This is a genomic window from Pseudosulfitobacter pseudonitzschiae, assembly GCF_900129395.1.
Taxonomy (GTDB): domain Bacteria; phylum Pseudomonadota; class Alphaproteobacteria; order Rhodobacterales; family Rhodobacteraceae; genus Pseudosulfitobacter; species Pseudosulfitobacter pseudonitzschiae.
In genome coordinates, this window is record NZ_FQVP01000005.1 from 100,043 (window position 1) to 118,309 (window position 18,267).

Consider the following 18,267-nt stretch of genomic DNA (forward strand, 5'->3'; position numbering starts at 1 on the left):
CGCCGAAATTGCAAAAGGCATAAAATTCATGCTTGATGATCTGGACCGACGCATTCTGCGCCAATGGCAGGCCGACCCGACGTTGTCACCGGCGGAGCTGGCCGAACGCTGCGGCATGACACCAGCGCGGGTGCAGCGGAGGCAGATGCGGCTGATGGACACCGGTGCGGTCAAGGGCGTGCGGGCCGTGATCGACTGGCAGGCCCTGGGCTATTCGGTCGAGGTGTCGCTGCGCGTGACGCTGGACAAGACGGTCGCGGCGGCCTTTGACGAGTTCCTGAAAGCGGCGCGTGAAGTGCCCGAGGTGGTCGAGATCCAGACTTTTCTGGGCCGCGTCGATGTGCGCCTGTCGGTGATTGCGCAGGATATGGCGCATTACCAGCGGGTGTACCGCACGCGGGTGCTGACCCTGCCACACATTTCGGACATCGAACCGCTGATGCATGTGGCGCGGATCAAGGCGGACGAGCGGTTGCCGATATGATGGAGCTGGACGACATCGACCGCGCCTTGCTGCGCGCGCTGGCGCTGGATGCCACGCAAAGTGCCGGCGCGTTGGGCCGCGATCTGGGCCTGTCGCAGCCCGCCACATGGCGGCGCATCAAACGCCTGAAAGACAGCGGTGTGATTGCCGGACACCGCTTGCAGATTGATGCCGAGGCCGTGGGCTTTGGCGTGACGGTGTTTCTTGGGGTCAAGCTGGCCACCAAGGGGCGCGTCAGCCTGGAGGACTTTGAACGCGCGGTGACGGCAATCCCCGAGGTGCAGACGGTGGAACACGTCCTTGGCCTGTACGACTACCGCCTGCGCGTGGTGGCCCGCGACTTGCCCGATTTCGAACGGGTGCTGCGGCGGCGGATCATGACCCTGCCGGGGGCGGGGGATGTCGAGGCGAACGTGCTGCTGAGTGAAGAGCGGCTGACCGGTCCCATCGGCTGAACTGGCATTTGTCACATATCGGGCGTAGGACTGGCGCAACGTCAGACTGAAGGAGGCCACACATGGCATTGCTCGACACTGTTGACCCGCAAGGGCTGGATGAATTCTCGGTGGTCTTCACCGACCGTTCGCTGAACCATATGTCCGCTGCCTTTCAGAAGGTGATGAAAGACATCTCGGCGATGCTGAAAGAGGTCTATGCCGCCGATGCCGTGGCCATCGTGCCCGGCGGCGGCACCTATGGGATGGAGGCGGTCGCCCGCCAGTTCGCCCGTGGGGCGCGCGTGCTGGTGGTGCGCAATGGCTGGTTCAGCTACCGCTGGAGCCAGATCATCGAAAGCGGTGATCTGACCGGCGAGGCAACCGTGCTGAAAGCGCGCCAGACCGGAAATGCGTCGCCGTCCCCCTTTGCGCCCGCTCCGATTGACGAGGTCGTGGCCGCCATCCGCGAGGGCAAGCCTGAGATCGTCTTTGCCCCGCACGTGGAAACCAGCGCCGGTGTGATCCTGCCCGATGACTATGTGGCGGCCATGGCAGCCGCGGCGCACGAGGTCGGCGCGTTGATGGTGCTGGACTGCATCGCCTCTGGCTGTGCCTGGGTCGATATGCGCAAGTTGGGCGTCGATGTGTTGCTCTCGGCCCCCCAAAAGGTGTGGAGCGCTGCCCCCTCGGCTGGTCTGGTGATGATGTCCGACCGTGCGCTGGCGCGGATGGAGCAGACCACGTCGGACAGCTTTGCCATCGACTTGAAGAAATGGCACCAGATCATGCAGGCCTATGAAAACGGCGGCCATGCCTATCACGCCACCATGCCCACGGATGCCCTGCGGGCGTTCCGTGACACGATGGTGGAAACCCGCGACTACGGCTTTGGCCGGCTGAAAGAGGCGCAGTGGCAGTTGGGCGATGCGGTGCGCAAGATGCTGGCGGACCGTGGTGTGACCTCGGTGGCCGCAGACGGATTTGGGGCGCCGGGTGTCGTGGTGTCCTATACCGCCGACCCGCAGATCCAGAACGGCAAGAAGTTCGCCGCCGAGGGGATGCAGATTGCCGCCGGGGTGCCGCTGGCCTGCGACGAGCCTGCGGATTTCTCGACCTTCCGGCTGGGGTTGTTCGGGCTGGACAAGCTTTATGACGTGGACGCCACGCTGGCGCGTCTGGAAACCGTTCTGGACAAGGTGCTTTAATAGCACTTTCGAAAAAAACTGGATCACTTAACGCTGCCTGAAATCATAGATTTCAACGCGTTAAGTGATAACCTTTATTTTCGGTTTTCCGAGAAGTGCTTTAACGCACCCCAAGACCCATTTGCATCAGCGTCTTGCGCACCGGTGCCAGCGCATAAAGCGCATTCAACCCCAACGCCCGCGCATCCCTCAGTGCGGGCGTGCTGACTTGGGATGCCCGGTTCAAAGCGTCGATGCCTGCCACCCGCACGCGCACGTCGCGAATGCGCGCGTCGTGATAGGCATCCAGCATCTGCGCGTCGCCCAGATGTTCGTGCCGTGCCAGTGCGAGGTCCAGCAGGGTCGACAGATCCGACAGGCTCATGTTCAAACCCTGCGCGCCGATGGGTGGCACCACATGCGCGGCCTCGGCCATCAGGGCGATACGCTGCCCGCTGAGGCGTTCGGCCTGTTGGCTGATGATCGGCCAGATCGTGCGGTTCGAGGCCAATGTGAGCGGCCCGAACAGGTGGCAACTGCGCGTGGACATCTCGGCCTCGAAGGTTTCAGTGTCCAGCGCCATCCGTGCAACGGTTGCAGGGCCGTCGTCCATCCACACCACGGCCGAACAAGGCAGCCCCTCGTGATCGGGCAGCGGCACCAGCGTGAACGGCCCGCCGGTGCGGTGCACTTCGGTCGAGACGTTGTCGTGCGGGATCGGGTGGGTCACGGCAAAGGCCAGCGCCTTTTGCCCGTAGCGCGTTGTTTTCACGTCAATCCCCGCCGCCTGACGCATGGGGGAATTGCGCCCGTCGGCGGCGATCACCAGCTTGGCGCGCACACTTGTGCCATCGCTGAGCTTGACCCGCGCCTCGGCGGTGCGGGTCAGCAGACCGGCGGTGCCGGAACCGGGGCGGAAATCGACGTTGGGCAGTTCCTGCAGCCGCCCCACCATTTCGCGCCGCAGCCGCCAGTTGGGCAGGTTCCAGCCAAAGGGCAGGTCCGAGATATCCGCCGCGCGGAAATCACGGGTCAGGCGGGGGGTGCCCTCGGCCCCGCCCGCGTCAACGATGCGCATGATCTTCAGCGGTGCGGCATGAGGTTCCAGCCGCTCCCACAGCCCTGCGGTTTTCAACACTTCGCGGGCCGGTTGCAGCATCGCGGTGGTGCGCATGTCCGCGCCTGTGGCCTCACGCTCGGTGATGGGCGGGGCGGGATCGACGCAGATCACGTCAAAGCCCGCCGTGCCAAAGGCCGCCGCCGCAGTCAGCCCGGCGACGCCACCACCGGAAATCAGGATATCGGTTTCAATCATGTCGGTGATCCTAGTACGGTGCGCGGCGCAGGAAAGGCGGCAAAGCGTCCTATCCGACCAGCCGCGCCAGAAACCCCGACAGATCGTCGGTGTGGTGGTGGATATGATCGGCGGGGGCGGCCACGTCAGCCACATGCACGGTGCGCATCCCCATCGCATGCGGGGCTGTCAGGTTGCGGGGGTCGTCCTCGAACATCGCGGCAACCTCGGGGCGCAGCTTGTCGGTGGCGAATATTGTTTCGAAGGCCCTGCGGTCGGGCTTGGGCAGGAAATTGGCGTGCTCGACCCCGTAGATCGCATCGAAACATCCCGCCAGCCCGCGTGCGGCCAGCACCCGTTCGGCATAGGGACCGCTGCCGTTGGTGTAGACGATCCGCCGTCCCGGCAGGGCGCGCAGGCGTGCGGCCAACACGTCATCGGCGGTCAGGTGGCTTAGGTCGATGTCGTGCACGTCCGTGAGGTAAGGTGTCGGATCGACGCCATGTTCGCGCATCAGCCCCGCCAGCGTGGTCCCGTGGGTGCGCCAATAGTGCAGGCGCAACCGGTCCGCCTCGGCGCGGTCGACGCCAAGCGCGTCCATCACATAGGCCGTCATGCGCACCTCGATCTGGTCGAACAGGCGGGCAGAGGGGTGATACAGCGTGTTGTCGAGGTCAAAGACCCAGGACGTGACATGGGAGAAATCTGGATTAGGCATGCCCCCGTGGTAGGCCCGCCCGCGCGCTTCTGCAAGCGCCAAGGCTTGCGCACCCGCGTCCCGCGCCCTTAGGGTGCGCGCAGGACTGCCAAAGGCCGGAGCGCGTGATGAAACCAGTGAACACCGATGCCTATTCGATGATCCTCGAAGCCATTGATATCGGGCAATACCGCCCCGGCGACCGGCTGGTGGAAAGCGAGCTGGCCGACCGGTTCGGCATGTCGCGCACACCCATCCGCGAGGCCTTGCAGCGGCTTGAGACGCAATCGCTGCTGGCGCGCGATGGGCGCAGCCTGATCGTGGCGTCGCTGGACCACAACCAGATGGCCGAGCTTTACGTGGTGCGCGGCGAACTGGAAGGGCTGGCCGCCAACCTGGCCGCCCGCCATGCCACCGCCGAAGAGGTCCGCGTGCTGCGCGAGATGGTTCAGGCCGACAACCAGCTGTTGGATGACCCTGCGGCGATGGCCCGTGCGAACCGGCGGTTTCACAAACAGATCCACCTGGCCTCGCACAACCGCTATCTGGTGCAGCAACTGGATCTGGTGCACCGCAGCATGGCGCTGATGGCGACCACGACGCTGGCCGCCGAAGGGCGCGCCGAAATCGCGCAGCAGGAACACGACGCCATCGTGCGCGCGATCGAGGCCGGTGACGGTGCTGCGGCGGGCGCGGCGCTACGCGAACATATCTCGGTGGCGTTCATGACACGGCTGAAGCTGGATGCCGCCCGGCGCGAGGAAGAGGGCTGAGGTGAACTTTCCCCTCGCTGGCACGCAGTTGCGAAAACACGAATGCGTATTGGGGCATCCTGAAACGTTCAAGACAATCACCGAAGACCAAAAGGCAGTGCTGCTGGCCTTGCCTGCGCAACGCCCGATTTTGTCCACATTCGCCGTATAGCTGTCTGGTCAAACAGATTGAGGAACAAGGAGCCAGGCCATGGCACGTCTTTTGCTGAGCATCGCATGGATCGCCCTGTTTCCCTTGGCCTTATGGGCGCAGGTGCAGGGGGAAGACGATCCACGCTACCAAAAGCTGCGGACAGAGTGGCTGGCGGGCGCGGATGATCTGGCCACGCTGCGCGACATGGCTGCTTTGGCGAACGATGGCAATGTCGCGGCACAGGTGACGCTTGGCCTGATTGAATATGCGTTTCCGACGCATTATTATGTGACTAGCAGGCTTTCCCCCGATTCACGAAAGGCGATTTTTCGCAAACCGAACGGTCGGTTCGGTGTCCCTTGGATCAGGTTCGCGGCCCCCAACAGTCCCTTGGCAGCGTTGCTGATGCACTACAAGGACACGGATTATACGGCCCATTCCGCTGCGCTGGCGGATGCGGGCGTGATCGGTCTTGCGATTGCCTACGCGAATATGCCAATGAACCTTGGCGATACACTGTCTACTATGCGCGCATTGGGCCATCCGGCCTTGCTGCCCTATACTGGACCTTCGCTATTTCCCTTTATGCAGGCATTTGAGGCGGGTGTACGTGGGACCAAATATGAGGACCTTGCCAATGGAATCTCGGACCTGAGGCAATCGTTGCCTGCGCTGGACAGCGGAGATCAGATTTTGGTGGCGCCGTTCTTTTCGTCCCAAGGGGCAGTGTCATGGGAAGAGTCAGAGGACGCATGGCGCGCACGCGGTGCGGACCTGTTGCAGCATCCAAAGCTGGCCGCGGTGGTGCGTGCGGCATGTCCGCAGAATGCCGACGACGTCATGGGGGTATTGTTTCACCTGCGCGGCAGCCAGCAGGCTCGGCTGGATCTGATCAGCCCGCTTGCGCCCCTGGTATCGACCGAAGACTGGCTTGCATCCGCCCGCTTCAAAGGGGATCTTTTGCGCGTCTGGTACCCGACGTCATCCAAATTCAAGGATCTGGAACAGCGCGCCCCTTGCTATGCCAAGGCTGTGATCGAGGCCTATAAACCCTAAACATCCTCGGTCGCCTCGGCGTAACCATGCTGGGTCTTGTCCCAAAAAAACGGCTGCGCGATCATTTCGTGCAAGGCCTTGTAGGCCGCCAGCGCCCCCAGCGGGAAGTAGAACGGCATCGTCGGCACCCACGGCAGCAGATGCCGGTGCGCGCGTCCCGACACGGCGGCAAGGCCTAGGATCAGGCTCAGCCCTTCGGCGCAGAGGAACAGCGCCGTCATCCACCACAACGCCGCTGACCCCAGCGTCATCTGCACCGGATGCGGCACCCCCAGCGGGATCAGCCAGAACGACCACAGGAACGGCGCTGCGGCAAACTGTGAAAACGTCGCCAGAAAGATCACTTGCAGGCCCATCACCCGTTTCCACCCCAGCTCGCGCAGCAACTGGCGCGGGTGTCTCATGTGGACGAAATAGGTGATCATGAACCCCTTGAGCCAGCGCGACCGCTGCCGCACCCAGCGCCAGGGGCGGCAATTGGCCTCTTCATGGGTGACGGTGGGCAACAGTTCGGTGCGATAGCCGTGGCGCGCCAGTCGCACGCCCAGATCGGCATCTTCGGTGACGTTATGCGCGTCCCATCCGCCCAGACGTTCCAGAATATCGCGGCGGAAAAACAGCGTCGTGCCCCCCAGCGGGATCACCAGCCCCAGCCGCGCGATGCCCGGCAGGATCAGCCGCCACCAGGTCGCATATTCGATGGTGAAACAACGCGACATCCAGTTGGTACGCGGGTTGTAGTAGTCCAAGATCCCTTGCAGACAGGCCACGTTTGCCGGTGCGTTCTGGAACCGCAGCACCACCTTTTCGATCTGATCGGGCTCCGGCGCATCCTCGGCATCCCAGACGCCGATGATCGACCCCTTGCAGAAATCCAGCGCATAGTTCAGCGCCCGTGGCTTGGTGGTCAGGCAATCGGCATCGGGCACCTCGATCACGCTGATCCACGGTGGCAGATCGGTGCGCGCGATGGTGTCGCGGGTGACGGTGTCGCTGGCCTCGAGCACCAGCACCACCTCAAGCAGGGATTTGGGATAGGTCAGCCGTTCCATGCGTTTGATCAGCGCATTGGCGATCTCTTTCTCGTGCAACAGCGGCACCATCACCGATACCCGCGGCAGGCGGAAGGGCGGGGGTACAGGCGGTGCGCTCGACAGGTGATCATGCAAGCCCCCAATGATCTGCGCGCCAAAGGCCGCCGCTTTCATCAGCGTTGTCATCATCAATGTCAGCACCGCCCACAGGCAGGCCATGGTTACCGTCCAAGCGGGTGACAGGATCACGCAGGAGGTCAAAGCAAAGCCTGCCGACCACAGCCACAGCGCATTGCCACGTCTGCCCCAGTTGCGGCAGCTTTCGACGCTGGCCACGCGGGTGATCGCCTTGTGCGCCAGCTGGGTGCAGTACAGGCGGTTGATTTGCGTGCGAATGGCGCCGGGGCTTGCGATCACGGGCAACATCGCCGGGCCAAAGGCCCCCATGCACCGGCGGAGATGGTCGAAAAGGTCAGGTCGCGCCGTGGCCACCAGCAAGGTGTTGCCCACCCAGATCCACGGCACCACGTGATGCTGCAAACACAAGGACGATGGCAGCGCCGATGCGATTTTCCGGCGTGGCGGGGTGGCGTTCAGATCAACCAGTTGGGCATTGTGTTGTCGTGCCAGCGCAGCCAACAGGTCGTCAGGCTGCACCACGCCCTCGGCCATCAGGATGTCGCCCAATTGCGCATCGACCCGGCGTTGCAGCCCCAGGGCGTTCAGCAGCTCGGTTTGGGTGATCAATCCTGTTTCGACCAACTGACGGCCCAGCGGTGCGGGCAGCCCTGGCTCTGGCACCCCCTCGGGATGGACAAGTCGCAGCCGTGGATCGCTCATTCAAGGCCCCTGCGCAGATGGCAAAGCCTAGCTTGGGCAGAACGCGGTTAATGACGTGTTAAGGGAAAGGGGCACCGTTAACGGAATCACCCCGTTTTCCGTAAATTTTCCTAAGAAGAGAGGAGTCAGCCTGCGCGGGCGGCCATTGCTTCGGCGAAACGCTCGAACAGATAAAAGCTGTCTTGCGGGCCGGGGCTGGCTTCGGGGTGGTGCTGCACGGAATAGACCGGGCGGCCTTCCATGCGGATGCCACAGTTGGACCCGTCGAACAGCGAGGTGTGGGTTTCGACCACACCTTTGGGCAGGGTCTGGCCATCGACAGCAAAACCGTGGTTCATCGAGGTGATCTCGACCTTGCCGGTTTCGTGGTCCTTCACCGGATGGTTCGCGCCGTGGTGGCCGTGGTTCATCTTGACGGTCTGCGCGCCAAGTGCGAGCGCCAGCATCTGGTGGCCCAGGCAAATGCCAAAGACGGGCAAGTCGGTCTGGTCCAGAATGCCCTTGATCATCGGCACGGCATAAACCCCTGTGGCCGCTGGATCGCCGGGGCCGTTGGACAGGAACACGCCGTCGGGATTGTGCGACAGCACTTCCTCGGTGGTAGCACTTGCGGGCAGGACAGTCACATCGCACCCTGCCGAGGCAAGGCAGCGCAGGATGTTGCGCTTGGCGCCGTAATCAACAGCCACGACCTTGTATTTGGGGTCATTCTGCGGCTTGTACCCTTCGGGCCAGGCCCACCGCATTTCGTTCCAGTGATAGGATTGCGCACAGCTGACTTCCTTGGCCAGATCCAGCCCTTCGAGGCCGGAAAAGGCGCGGGCGGCGGCGACCAGTTTTTCGGTGTCGAACACACCGTCAGGATTGTGGGCCAATGCCACATGCGGCGCACCGGCCTGTCGGATCGCGCGGGTCAGCCGCCGGGTGTCGACACCGCCCATCGCAATGCGCCCGCGTGCAGCCAGCCAGTCGGACAGCGTACCGGCGCTGCGCCAGTTTGACGGGTCGGTCGGCATCCATTTCACCACCATGCCCGCAGCCACCGGGTCGGCGGTTTCATCGTCTTCGGGTGTGATGCCGGTGTTGCCGATGTGCGGAAAGGTAAAGGTGACGATCTGCCCCGCATAGGACGGGTCGGTCATGATCTCCTGATAGCCGGTCATCGCGGTGTTAAAGCACAATTCGGCCTGTGTCTGGCCCGTGGCGCCAAAACCCACCCCGTAGAATAGCGTGCCATCGGCAAGGGCAAGACAGGCGGTCGGGTGCGTGGGAGCGTGCGCGGACATGGGCGGCCTCATGTGTACAGGGATGCGAGCAAAGTCGCGCGAAACTAGTCATTGCGGCAGGCAGGGTCAAGGGCGGGTGCTATTTTGCGAAATCTTTATTTATCAATTGCTTAGTCGTAATCTCAACTGTTGCGGCGCGGTCGGCGTTTCGGTATTGTCACAAACTTATCATCAACCCATGGGGATGGGACACACATATGGATATGCGAACCCGGATTTCGACTGCGTTGAAGCAGGCGATGAAGGAAAAGGCCACCGACCGGCTTTCCACGCTGCGTCTGATCAATGCTGCCTTCAAGGACAAGGATATTGATGCACGCGCTGCGGGGGCCGAAGACGGAGTGGACGAGGCCGCGCTGCTGGCGATTCTCAGCCGCATGGTCAAGCAACGCCAGGAAAGCGCGCGCGCCTATGAAGAGGGTGGGCGACTGGATCTGGCAGAGCGGGAACGCTCGGAAGTCGAGATCATCGAAGAGTTCCTGCCACAGCAGCTGAGTGAAGAAAAAAGCGCCGCAGCCGTCGACGCGGCCGTGGCCGAAGTGGGTGCCGACAGCATCCGCGATATGGGCAAGGTGATGGCTGTGCTCAAAGCCAAGTACACCGGCCAGATGGATTTTGGCGTCGTGGGACCGATGGTCAAGGACCGTCTGAGCACCTGATCCGATCGCGCCCTGGTGGGCGCGTTTCTCCTGAAAATTGTTTTGTCGCCCTGATCGGGGCGGCTGCGCTGCAGCAGGCGCTTCGGTGCTTTTGCGTGTCTAGCGACGCAGCGCGCGGTTCAGGTCGTCATACAGGGCGATGCGTTCGTCCTCGGACAGAAACGCACCGATCTCGACCTCGCGGCCCATGCCCTTGAGCGTGATGTAATGGGGTACGGGACCATCTTTTTCGTATTTGGTCACTTGCGTCCAATAGCGGTTGCATTCCCATTTCTGCGTGTCGCCCTTGGGATTGGTGCGGACCAATTGCGCGGTGCTGCCTGACAGGGACAGCAGTTCGGTGATCTGGCGGGCCCGGTAATTATGCTGCAACGCGAAATACAGCCCCCAGACCGCCAGCAGGGTAAAGGGCAACAAGCCCCACAGCAGCGGCGTGCCCAGCAGCGGCATTGTCGGGATCAGCAACAGCGTGAATGTCGCCAGAACAAAGGCCGCCATGCCGCGCGCAGGCAGGGACTGATGCGGCCACAGGTGCAGCAATTGGGTCGGGGCGTCGGGTTCAGAGGTCCAGCGATAAGGCATGGTCGGGGCTTTGTTGCTTGGGTTGGCGAAACCAGTCGGGGCTAAGATAGCATTGCATCGCGATGCTGCAATCCGGCCGGCTGAATTGTTCTCATTTTGTAGTTGCGCGGCACTGGCGCAATAGAAAAAGGGCCCCGACCGCCGTCGGAGCCCTTTGTTTTAGGGTGTGAAGGGGGCCGGTGCCCAGTGGCGCTGGTGGTCCCATTCTTCCTGCTTGGGCAGGATTTCGAACGTGTGCTCGGGCGGCGGGCTGGGCAGTGTCCATTCCAGCGTGTCCGCATATTCGTTCCACGGGTTGTTCTCTGTGACGCGTGCGCCTTTCATCAGCGAATAGATCACGATGCCGAAGAAGAACACGAAGGACGCGAAGGACAGGAAGGCACCCAGGCTCGAAACATAGTTCCATGTGGCGAATGCATCAGGATAGTCGATGTAGCGACGTGGCATACCCTGACGGCCCAGGAAGTGCTGCGGGAAGAAGGTGATGTTCGCACCGATGAACATCATCCAGAAGTGCAGCTTGCCCGCCCACTCGGGGTACATGCGGCCGGTCATCTTGGGGAAGTAGAAGTAGATCCCCGCAAAGATCGCGAACACGGCACCCAAGCTCATCACGTAGTGGAAGTGTGCCACAACGTAGTATGTGTCGTGATAGGCGCGGTCGACGGCAGCCTGAGACAGAACGATGCCGGTGACGCCACCCACGGTGAACAGCACCAGGAAGCCAAAGGCCCACAGCATCGGTGTCTTGAACTCGATCGAACCGCTCCACATGGTGGCGATCCACGAGAACACCTTGACCCCGGTGGGGACCGCGATGACCATCGTTGCCAGCATGAAGTAGGACTGCTGGTTCAGCGACATGCCGACGGTGTACATGTGGTGCGCCCACACGACAAAGCCCAGCACACCAATGGCGATCAGCGCCCAGACCATCGGCAGGTAGCCGAAGATCGGTTTGCGCGAGAAGGTCGCGATGACGTGGCTGATGATGCCAAAGCCCGGCAGGATCACGATGTACACTTCGGGGTGACCAAAGAACCAAAGGATGTGCTGGTACAGGATCGGATCGCCGCCACCGGCAGGATCGAAGAAGGTGAAACCAAAGTTACGGTCCATCAGCAACATGGTGATCGCACCCGCCAGAACCGGCAGGGACAGCAGGATCAGCCAGCTGGTGACAAAGATCGACCACGAGAACAGCGGCACCTTGAACAGAGTCATGCCGGGGGCACGCATGTTCAGGAAGGTGGTGATCATGTTGATCGCGCCCAGGATGGACGAGGCACCCGATACGTGAACCGCGAAAATCGCAAGGTCCATGGCCATGCCGCCTTCGCGCACGGACAGCGGCGGATACAGAACCCAGCCCACGCCCGCACCGTGCTGACCGCCTTCGGAGGGGGCCAGAACCGAACAGACAGCCAGTGTTGTACCGGCGACATACATCCAGAACGACAGGTTGTTCATCCGCGGGAACGCCATGTCCGGCGCGCCGATCTGCAACGGCATGAAATAGTTGCCAAACCCGCCGAACAGGGCGGGAATCACCACAAAGAACATCATCAGGATGCCGTGGCCGGTGATCAGCACGTTCCAGAGGTGCCCGTTGGGGGTACATACGTCGGATGACGCAATCAGACGCGCCCCTTCCTGACACATATACTGGACGCCGGGGTTCATCAGCTCAAGGCGCATGTAAACGGTGAATGCGACCGAGATGAAACCGGCCAATGCCGATACGATAAGGTACAGAATACCAATATCTTTGTGGTTTGTGGACATGAACCAGCGGGTAAAGAACCCGCGTTCGTCGTGATGATCGTGCCCGTGAATGGCTGCGTCTGCCATGCGGTGCCTCCTGCTGAGATGACTGCGGGCACGCCAAGAGCGACGGTGACCCGGATATGGAGCGGTTCTAGTGTGTTGGGCCGCGTGCATCAATGCATGATCTTGCCGCAGGTGGGGAATTATTGTCGCGGTCGGGCCTGTGACGCGCAAAAATTTTGTATTTAGCGCAAACGATCTATCTACCTTCGGGATCACGCAGCCGGAGATCTCTTTCGTGGCCATGGATTTGCAAAGACGCCTGTACGGCGCGTTGACAGAAGATGACGCTCAGGCCGATGCGGGGCAGGTCCGTGCCTTTGCGACCCATTTTACCGCTTTGACTGCGACAAAGCTGGCCGGTGGGCTTGTCGATCCCAAGCTGGTTCTGTCGTCCCTTCTGGTCGCCCTCGGCGCACCGGGCGGCGTGATCGGGGCGCTGGTGCCGGTGCGCGAGGCGGGGGCGCTGTTGCCGCAACTGGCCCTTGCAGCCTGGATCGAACGCAGCCGTCAGCGCAAATGGTTCTGGGCGGCGGGGGCCGTTGGACAGGGCATTGCGGCGCTTGGCATGGCTGCGGCGGCCCTGACGCTGGACGGCGTTGCGGCGGGCTGGGCGATACTGGGCTGTCTGGCGTTGCTGGCGGTTTGCCGGTCGGCAGGATCGGCCAGCTACAAGGACGTGCTGGCGCGCACGCTGGACAAGGGCACGCGCGGCACCGTCTCGGGGTTGGCCGGCACCATCGGTGCGGTGGGGGTCCTGATCTTTGCGCTGTTGCTCAGCCTTGGCATCATTCCGGGCACCCCTGCGGCGATTGCCATGGTGATCGCGGTGGCGGGCGGGCTTTTGATCGCGGCGGGGCTGATTTTCACCTGGCTGCAAGAGCCGGAGGCGGAGGTTGGTGATGCAAGCCAGGGGCTTGGCGGGCTGCGTGCGGTCTTTGCGCCGTTGCGCAAGGATGCACAACTGCGTCGGTATATCCTGACGCGCACGCTGCTGATTTCGACCGCGCTTGCTCCGCCTTTTGTGGTGATGCTGTCGGCCGGGCAGGGCGACAGCATCAATCTGGGTCACCTCGGTCTGCTGGTGCTGGCCTCCTCGGCGGCAGCGATTGTGTCCTCTTATATCTGGGGGCGCCTGTCGGACCGTTCGTCACGTCAAACGCTGATGTTTGCCGGGATCGCCGCAGCCGCCGTGCTGGCATTGGCCGCCGTGGTCGGCACGCTGACGGGGGATCTGGGGGGAGCTTACGGCGCTGCGGGTTTCGTCTTTGCCGCGAAGATCGCCTATGAAGGCGCGCGGGCGGGGCGCAAGACCCACCTGGCGGATATGGACGCGCATGGCCAAAAGGCGATCTATACCGCGCTCAGCAATTCAATCCTGGGTGTGATGCTGTTGCTGGGCGGATTGTTCGGCCTGTTGGCCGACATCGCCGGGCCTGCGCTGGTGCTGGGTGTCTTTGCAGCGATGGCAGCGGGCGGTGCCTTGGTGGCCGTAGGGCTGGACGAGGTGCAAGCCGACGCGACCTAGGTTTCGAAAATTTTCGTGAAACTGCGGCGCAGGGCCAGATCCACGTCATCCATCGTCACCGGCAGGCCCAGATCGACCAGCGACGTGACGCCGTGGTCGGTGATTCCGCACGGCACGATGCCACTGAAATGCTCCAGGTCCGGTTCGACATTGATGCTGATGCCGTGAAAGCTGATCCATTTGCGCAGACGGATGCCAATCGCGGCAATCTTGTCCTCGGCGGGGGTGCCATCGGCTTGCTGTGGCTTCTCAGGACGCTGCACCCATACACCGACGCGCCCATCACGGATCTCGCCCTTGACGTTGAAACTGTCCAGCGTGTCGATGACCCAGGCCTCTAGATCGCGCACAAAGCAACGTACGTCGCGCCCGCGCTTGCCCACGTCCAGCAGGGTATAAGCCACACGCTGACCCGGACCGTGGTATGTATATTGCCCGCCGCGCTTGGTGGGATAGACCGGAAAGCGGTCGGGATCGGTCAGATCGGCTTCCTTGGCCGAGGTGCCTGCAGTGTAGAGGGCAGGGTGTTCCAGCAACCAGATGCATTCGTCCGCCGTGCCTGCCGCAATCTGGGCGGCGCGCTCTTCCATCCACGCCTCTCCGGTGCGGTAATCGGTCAGGCCGGGGGTGGTGATCCATTCGACCATATGTCTCAGGCAGCCTCTTCCAGCGTTTGCCGCAGGATTTGTGCATAGTTTTCCGCGCCTTGTGCGCCGGTCACCAGATATTTGCCGCCAAAGACCATCGACGGCACGCCGGAGATTGCGCGCGAGGTCCAGAATTTCTGCTTTTCGCGCACGCTTTCGACCAATTTGCCGCTGTCCAGCACCTCGCGCGCCGCATCGGCGTCGATGCCCACGGAGCCGGCCACGTCGATCAGCACATCGGGGTCGGACACATCGCGGTTGTCGGTGAAATGCGCCTTGAACAGTGCCAGTTTCAGCGGATGTTGCAATCCTTGTGACAGGGCAAAGTCCAGCAGCTGGTGCGCCTGAAACGAATTCACGATGCGGCTTTCGGGGGTAAAGTTGAAATCGAACCCCAGCGACTTGCCCAATTCCTGCAACTGCTTGCGGTTCTGCGCGGATTGTTCGGGCGAGGCGCCGTATTTCTCGGCGATATGCTCGGCGGTGTTCTGGCCTTCGGGCGGCATTTCGGGATTCAGCTCAAAAGGATGCCAGCGGATGCGCGCACCGATGCCGGTTGCAGCCAGGGCCTGTTCCAGCTGGCGGTATCCCACGATGCACCAGGGACACATCACGTCCGAGACGATATCAACGTCGACAACAGGCCCTTCCGGGGCGGCGGATTCGGGTGTGGACATGGGGCGCGATCCTTTCTGCTTTGCCTATAGGTCGTACCTGTGCCGCAGAATTGCAACCCGCAGGATGTGCCGTGTGCTTGGGGCAAATTTCCACTTCACATCTGAACGGCGTCGGTCTATAGCCCGCTCACCAAGCGACTGGCGTGCGGCCGTGGCGGAATGGTAGACGCGCAGCGTTGAGGTCGCTGTGGGGTAACACCCGTGGAAGTTCGAGTCTTCTCGGCCGCACCAACTCTCTCTCCCTCTCCAGAATGTTTCGTGTCGCGGCTGCCTGTTCCGGAAGCCTTCGCACCGGATAATCGTTTGTGCCCTCGATAATCTGGCTGGTTCCTTCGGTTGGACCAAGTTGATGTGGCCCTCTTTCTCGATGCTGTGCTGGCCGCTCTTCCCGATCCGGGGCGCGCAGGGGGCAGGGGCATCGTGTGGTCCTCTTCCGGCAGTTCTGCGCATGGCACCGGGTTCAGCAATTGAACAGAAAGCGTGATTGCCACACCGGTACGGGTTTGCCGCCGCCGCGGGATGTCCTGGGCGATCTTGGGAGGAAATTTTTCAGGCGCGCCATCGTGCGTTTTTCCACCAGGGCTGCGCGTTCCTGCCAGTGCTCAGATCAAGGGCCGGAACCCTCTCTTCCCCCTCAGAAACAGTGAATTCTCAAATGGGCTACAAAAACGAGGATTCTCGATTGATTATATACTTAAGTTATGCATTATATCCTTTAGGATGTAACTTATGCCACCCTTGTGTGGGGTGTGGAGAGGACGTGCCCCATGGCCAACACCGTTTTACAAGCAGGACAAGAGATCAATATTCGGATCGATGCGCTTCAGTCAGACATCGCCCGTTACAGTCGGCAGGGCGATACGCTGACTGTCGAGTTGAAGAATGGCGATACAATTGTCATCAGGGATTATTACAAGCCTGCAAAGGACGGGTCTCTGCACAGCCTCACGCTTGGCGATGATACCAATGCAAATATCGACGGTGAGCAGCAAGAAGAGCTGAGTTCGGAAGAGCAGGCCGGTCTGGTCGCGGCCGGTTTGGCGGGCTTGGGGCTGGCAATGTCTGGCGGTGGCAGCGATAGCGATGACGGAGATGCGGATGCAGATGCTGATGCTGACGCGGATGCGGATGCGGATGCGGATGCTGACGCCGATGCGGATGCGGATGCGGATGCAGATGCAGATGCCGATGCTGACGCCGATGCGGATGCTGACGCCGACGCAGATGCTGACGCCGACGCCGATGCCGATGCAGATGCAGATGCGGATGCTGACGCAGATGCAGATGCAGATGCAGATGCTGACGCCGATGCTGATGCTGATGCCGACGCTGATGCAGATGCCGACGCGGACGCAGACGCTGACGCGGATGCCGACGCTGATGCTGACGCCGACGCTGATGCTGACGCCGACGCTGATGCCGATGCAGATGCGGATGCTGACGCCGACGCTGATGCTGATGCGGATGCCGACGCTGATGCTGATGCAGATGCTGATGCCGACGCAGATGCAGATGCAGATGCCGACGCAGATGCAGATGCCGACGCTGATGCAGATGCTGACGCCGATGCGGATGCTGACGCCGACGCGGATGCTGACGCCGATGCAGATGCAGATGCGGACGCGGATGCAGATGCCGACGCTGATGCTGACGCCGATGCGGACGCTGACGCTGACGCTGACGCCGATGCGGACGCTGACGCAGATGCGGACGCTGACGCAGATGCTGATGCAGATGCGGACGCGGATGCTGACGCCGATGCGGACGCTGACGCTGACGCAGATGCGGACGCTGACGCTGACGCCGATGCAGACGCTGATGCGGACGCGGACGCCGATGCAGATGCTGATAGCGAGCAGGGTTTCCTCGACCCGCTTATCTCGGACGATGGCCTTCTTGGGGACCTGACCGGAAATGACGGGCTTCTTGGGGCCGTCACTGGTTCGGAAGGTTTGCTTGGAGACCTGCTCGGTGACGACGGTGCCTTGGGTGACGTAGGCGACGACCTTTTGGGTCAGCCGGTCATCGGTGACGGCACAATCTCTGACGAGGTCGGTCTGCTGGACGGTGTTGTAGCCAACGACGGCCTGCTTGGAGCCGTCACCGGAAACGATGGCGTCCTTGGGGATATCACTGGCTCAGAAGGATTGCTGGGTGATCTGGTCGGCAACGACGGTGCCTTGTCGGATATCACCGGCGCAGATGGCTTGGTCGGTGATCTGGTGGGAACCGGGTTGCTTGGGACAACCGATGGGGACGGCGGCGACGGTGGTCTGCTGGACGGTGTGATCGGTGACGACGGTCTCGTTGGCGGCCTGCTTGGCGGCGACGGTGGTCTGCTGGACGGGGTGACCGGTGACGACGGCCTTGTTGGCGGCTTGCTTGGCGGCGACGGTGGTCTGCTGGACGGTGTGACCGGTGACGACGGTATCGTTGGCGGCTTGCTTGGCGGCGACGGTGGTCTGCTGGACGGTGTGACCGGTGACGACGGTATCGTTGGCGGCTTGCTTGGCGGCGACGGTGGTCTGCTGGACGGTGTGATCGGTGACGATGGTATCGTTGGTGGCTTGCTCGGCGGGGACGGTGGTCTGCTGGACGGTGTGACCGGTGACGACGGCCTTGTTGGTGGCCTGCTCGGCGGCGACGGCGGTCTGCTGGACGGTGTGACCGGTGACGACGGCCTTGTTGGTGGCCTGCTTGGCGGCGACGGTGGTCTGCTGGACGGGGTGATCGGTGACGACGGTCTCGTTGGCGGCCTGCTTGGCGGCGACGGTGGTCTGCTGGACGGGGTGATCGGTGACGACGGCCTTGTTGGCGGCTTGCTTGGCGGCGACGGTGGTCTGCTGGACGGTGTGACCGGTGACGACGGCCTTGTTGGCGGCTTGCTTGGCGGCGACGGTGGTCTGCTGGACGGTGTGACCGGTGACGACGGCCTTGTTGGTGGCTTGCTCGGCGGCGACGGTGGTCTGCTGGACGGCTTGACCGGTGACGACGGCCTTGTGGGCGGCCTGCTCGGCGGCGACAATGGTCTGCTGGACAGTGTAACCGGTGAAGACGGCCTGCTGGGCGGCTTGCTCGGTGGTCTGGGCGGATCAGACGACATCGTCTAACCGCTGGTCGATCAACGAA

17 protein-coding genes, 1 tRNA gene and 1 pseudogene are annotated in these 18,267 nt (G+C 62.3%); 11 read left to right on the forward strand and 8 right to left on the reverse strand.

The window, feature by feature from the left end; genetic code table 11:
* The first annotated feature begins 28 nt into the window (after positions 1-28).
* From BUC08_RS15070 to BUC08_RS15080, 3 genes are all read left to right on the forward strand, one after another.
* Positions 29-484, forward strand: a complete 456-nt coding sequence (locus BUC08_RS15070; RefSeq protein ID WP_037926392.1) for an Lrp/AsnC family transcriptional regulator — start codon at positions 29-31, stop codon at positions 482-484.
* Positions 481-939 carry an Lrp/AsnC family transcriptional regulator gene (locus BUC08_RS15075; protein ID WP_028958170.1) on the forward strand — a complete coding sequence of 153 codons (459 nt, stop codon included), beginning with the start codon at positions 481-483 and terminating at the stop codon, positions 937-939. The genes BUC08_RS15070 and BUC08_RS15075 overlap by 4 nt, the downstream gene beginning before the upstream one ends.
* 62 nt (positions 940-1,001) lie before the next feature.
* Positions 1,002-2,126, forward strand: a complete 1,125-nt coding sequence (locus BUC08_RS15080; RefSeq protein ID WP_037926036.1) for an aminotransferase class V-fold PLP-dependent enzyme — start codon at positions 1,002-1,004, stop codon at positions 2,124-2,126.
* Positions 2,127-2,226: 100 nt separating this feature from the next.
* On the opposite strand, the gene BUC08_RS15085 is transcribed toward BUC08_RS15080, so the two are convergent.
* Both BUC08_RS15085 and BUC08_RS15090 read right to left on the reverse strand, forming a co-directional pair.
* Positions 2,227-3,420: a UbiH/UbiF family hydroxylase gene (locus BUC08_RS15085; RefSeq protein WP_143186756.1), complete on the reverse strand. Its 1,194-nt coding sequence runs from the start codon at positions 3,418-3,420 to the stop codon at positions 2,227-2,229.
* 49 nt (positions 3,421-3,469) lie between these two features.
* The gene (locus BUC08_RS15090; protein ID WP_037926386.1) at positions 3,470-4,117 is read right to left on the reverse strand and encodes a pyrimidine 5'-nucleotidase; all 648 of its coding nucleotides are present in this window, start codon (positions 4,115-4,117) and stop codon (positions 3,470-3,472) included.
* A 107-nt stretch (positions 4,118-4,224) separates the two neighbouring features.
* Here BUC08_RS15090 and BUC08_RS15095 point away from each other — a divergent pair, with 107 nt between their 5' ends.
* Complete coding sequence (locus tag BUC08_RS15095; protein ID WP_037926030.1) at positions 4,225-4,869, forward strand: GntR family transcriptional regulator; 645 nt, start codon at positions 4,225-4,227, stop codon at positions 4,867-4,869.
* Between the two features lie 190 nt (positions 4,870-5,059).
* Entirely contained in the window at positions 5,060-6,058 is a 999-nt protein-coding gene (locus tag BUC08_RS15100; protein ID WP_037926027.1) for a hypothetical protein, read from the forward strand.
* On the opposite strand, the gene BUC08_RS15105 is transcribed toward BUC08_RS15100, so the two are convergent.
* A complete protein-coding gene (locus BUC08_RS15105; protein ID WP_037926024.1) occupies positions 6,055-7,932 on the reverse strand; it encodes a glycosyltransferase in 1,878 nt (625 codons plus the stop codon). The genes BUC08_RS15100 and BUC08_RS15105 overlap by 4 nt on opposite strands.
* Positions 7,933-8,057: 125 nt before the next feature.
* Entirely contained in the window at positions 8,058-9,218 is a 1,161-nt protein-coding gene (carA, locus tag BUC08_RS15110) for a glutamine-hydrolyzing carbamoyl-phosphate synthase small subunit (protein WP_037926022.1), read from the reverse strand.
* Between the two features lie 197 nt (positions 9,219-9,415).
* Here carA and BUC08_RS15115 point away from each other — a divergent pair, with 197 nt between their 5' ends.
* Positions 9,416-9,877, forward strand: a complete 462-nt coding sequence (locus tag BUC08_RS15115) for a GatB/YqeY domain-containing protein (protein ID WP_037926020.1) — start codon at positions 9,416-9,418, stop codon at positions 9,875-9,877.
* Positions 9,878-9,976: 99 nt separating this feature from the next.
* Here BUC08_RS15115 and BUC08_RS15120 read toward each other — a convergent pair whose 3' ends face one another.
* The gene (locus BUC08_RS15120; RefSeq protein ID WP_028958161.1) at positions 9,977-10,459 is read right to left on the reverse strand and encodes a DUF2244 domain-containing protein; all 483 of its coding nucleotides are present in this window, start codon (positions 10,457-10,459) and stop codon (positions 9,977-9,979) included.
* 159 nt (positions 10,460-10,618) lie between these two features.
* A complete protein-coding gene (gene ctaD, locus BUC08_RS15125; RefSeq protein WP_037926015.1) occupies positions 10,619-12,310 on the reverse strand; it encodes a cytochrome c oxidase subunit I in 1,692 nt (563 codons plus the stop codon).
* 220 nt (positions 12,311-12,530) lie between these two features.
* On the opposite strand from ctaD, the gene BUC08_RS15130 reads away from it, so the two are divergent.
* Entirely contained in the window at positions 12,531-13,814 is a 1,284-nt protein-coding gene (locus BUC08_RS15130) for an MFS transporter (RefSeq protein ID WP_037926012.1), read from the forward strand.
* Here BUC08_RS15130 and lipB read toward each other — a convergent pair.
* Together lipB and BUC08_RS15140 are read right to left on the reverse strand one after the other, a co-directional pair.
* On the reverse strand, positions 13,811-14,461 hold the full coding sequence (gene lipB / locus BUC08_RS15135) for a lipoyl(octanoyl) transferase LipB (protein WP_037926008.1): 651 nt from the start codon (positions 14,459-14,461) through the stop codon (positions 13,811-13,813). The two genes, BUC08_RS15130 and lipB, sit on opposite strands and share 4 nt — an antisense overlap.
* A gap of 5 nt (positions 14,462-14,466) precedes the next feature.
* Positions 14,467-15,138, reverse strand: coding sequence for a DsbA family oxidoreductase (locus BUC08_RS15140; protein WP_037926006.1), 672 nt, complete (start codon positions 15,136-15,138; stop codon positions 14,467-14,469).
* A 145-nt stretch (positions 15,139-15,283) separates the two neighbouring features.
* On the opposite strand from BUC08_RS15140, the gene BUC08_RS15145 reads away from it, so the two are divergent.
* From BUC08_RS15145 to BUC08_RS24955, 4 genes and pseudogenes are all read left to right on the forward strand, one after another.
* Positions 15,284-15,369: transfer RNA gene (locus BUC08_RS15145), tRNA-Leu, on the forward strand.
* 536 nt (positions 15,370-15,905) lie between these two features.
* A pseudogene (locus BUC08_RS25225) lies at positions 15,906-16,124 on the forward strand (BapA prefix-like domain-containing protein); the annotation flags it as partial.
* A gap of 97 nt (positions 16,125-16,221) precedes the next feature.
* Complete coding sequence (locus BUC08_RS24950) at positions 16,222-17,046, forward strand: hypothetical protein (RefSeq protein WP_234973763.1); 825 nt, start codon at positions 16,222-16,224, stop codon at positions 17,044-17,046.
* Positions 17,047-17,090: 44 nt separating this feature from the next.
* Positions 17,091-18,248: a hypothetical protein gene (locus tag BUC08_RS24955; RefSeq protein WP_073194271.1), complete on the forward strand. Its 1,158-nt coding sequence runs from the start codon at positions 17,091-17,093 to the stop codon at positions 18,246-18,248.
* The last annotated feature ends 19 nt before the right edge of the window (positions 18,249-18,267 follow it).

Coding starts and splice junctions, on each gene's coding strand:
- BUC08_RS15130 (WP_037926012.1), top strand. CDS start 12,531: ATGGATTTGCAAAGACGCCTGTACGGCGCGTTGACAGAAGATGACGCT.
- BUC08_RS15100 (WP_037926027.1), top strand. CDS start 5,060: ATGGCACGTCTTTTGCTGAGCATCGCATGGATCGCCCTGTTTCCCTTG.
- BUC08_RS15115 (WP_037926020.1), top strand. CDS start 9,416: ATGGATATGCGAACCCGGATTTCGACTGCGTTGAAGCAGGCGATGAAG.
- BUC08_RS15105 (WP_037926024.1), bottom strand. CDS start 7,932: ATGAGCGATCCACGGCTGCGACTTGTCCATCCCGAGGGGGTGCCAGAG.
- lipB (WP_037926008.1), bottom strand. CDS start 14,461: ATGGTCGAATGGATCACCACCCCCGGCCTGACCGATTACCGCACCGGA.
- BUC08_RS15120 (WP_028958161.1), bottom strand. CDS start 10,459: ATGCCTTATCGCTGGACCTCTGAACCCGACGCCCCGACCCAATTGCTG.
- ctaD (WP_037926015.1), bottom strand. CDS start 12,310: ATGGCAGACGCAGCCATTCACGGGCACGATCATCACGACGAACGCGGG.
- BUC08_RS15090 (WP_037926386.1), bottom strand. CDS start 4,117: ATGCCTAATCCAGATTTCTCCCATGTCACGTCCTGGGTCTTTGACCTC.
- carA (WP_037926022.1), bottom strand. CDS start 9,218: ATGTCCGCGCACGCTCCCACGCACCCGACCGCCTGTCTTGCCCTTGCC.
- BUC08_RS24950 (WP_234973763.1), top strand. CDS start 16,222: ATGACGGAGATGCGGATGCAGATGCTGATGCTGACGCGGATGCGGATG.
- BUC08_RS15080 (WP_037926036.1), top strand. CDS start 1,002: ATGGCATTGCTCGACACTGTTGACCCGCAAGGGCTGGATGAATTCTCG.
- BUC08_RS15075 (WP_028958170.1), top strand. CDS start 481: ATGATGGAGCTGGACGACATCGACCGCGCCTTGCTGCGCGCGCTGGCG.
- BUC08_RS15140 (WP_037926006.1), bottom strand. CDS start 15,138: ATGTCCACACCCGAATCCGCCGCCCCGGAAGGGCCTGTTGTCGACGTT.
- BUC08_RS15095 (WP_037926030.1), top strand. CDS start 4,225: ATGAAACCAGTGAACACCGATGCCTATTCGATGATCCTCGAAGCCATT.
- BUC08_RS15085 (WP_143186756.1), bottom strand. CDS start 3,420: ATGATTGAAACCGATATCCTGATTTCCGGTGGTGGCGTCGCCGGGCTG.
- BUC08_RS15070 (WP_037926392.1), top strand. CDS start 29: ATGCTTGATGATCTGGACCGACGCATTCTGCGCCAATGGCAGGCCGAC.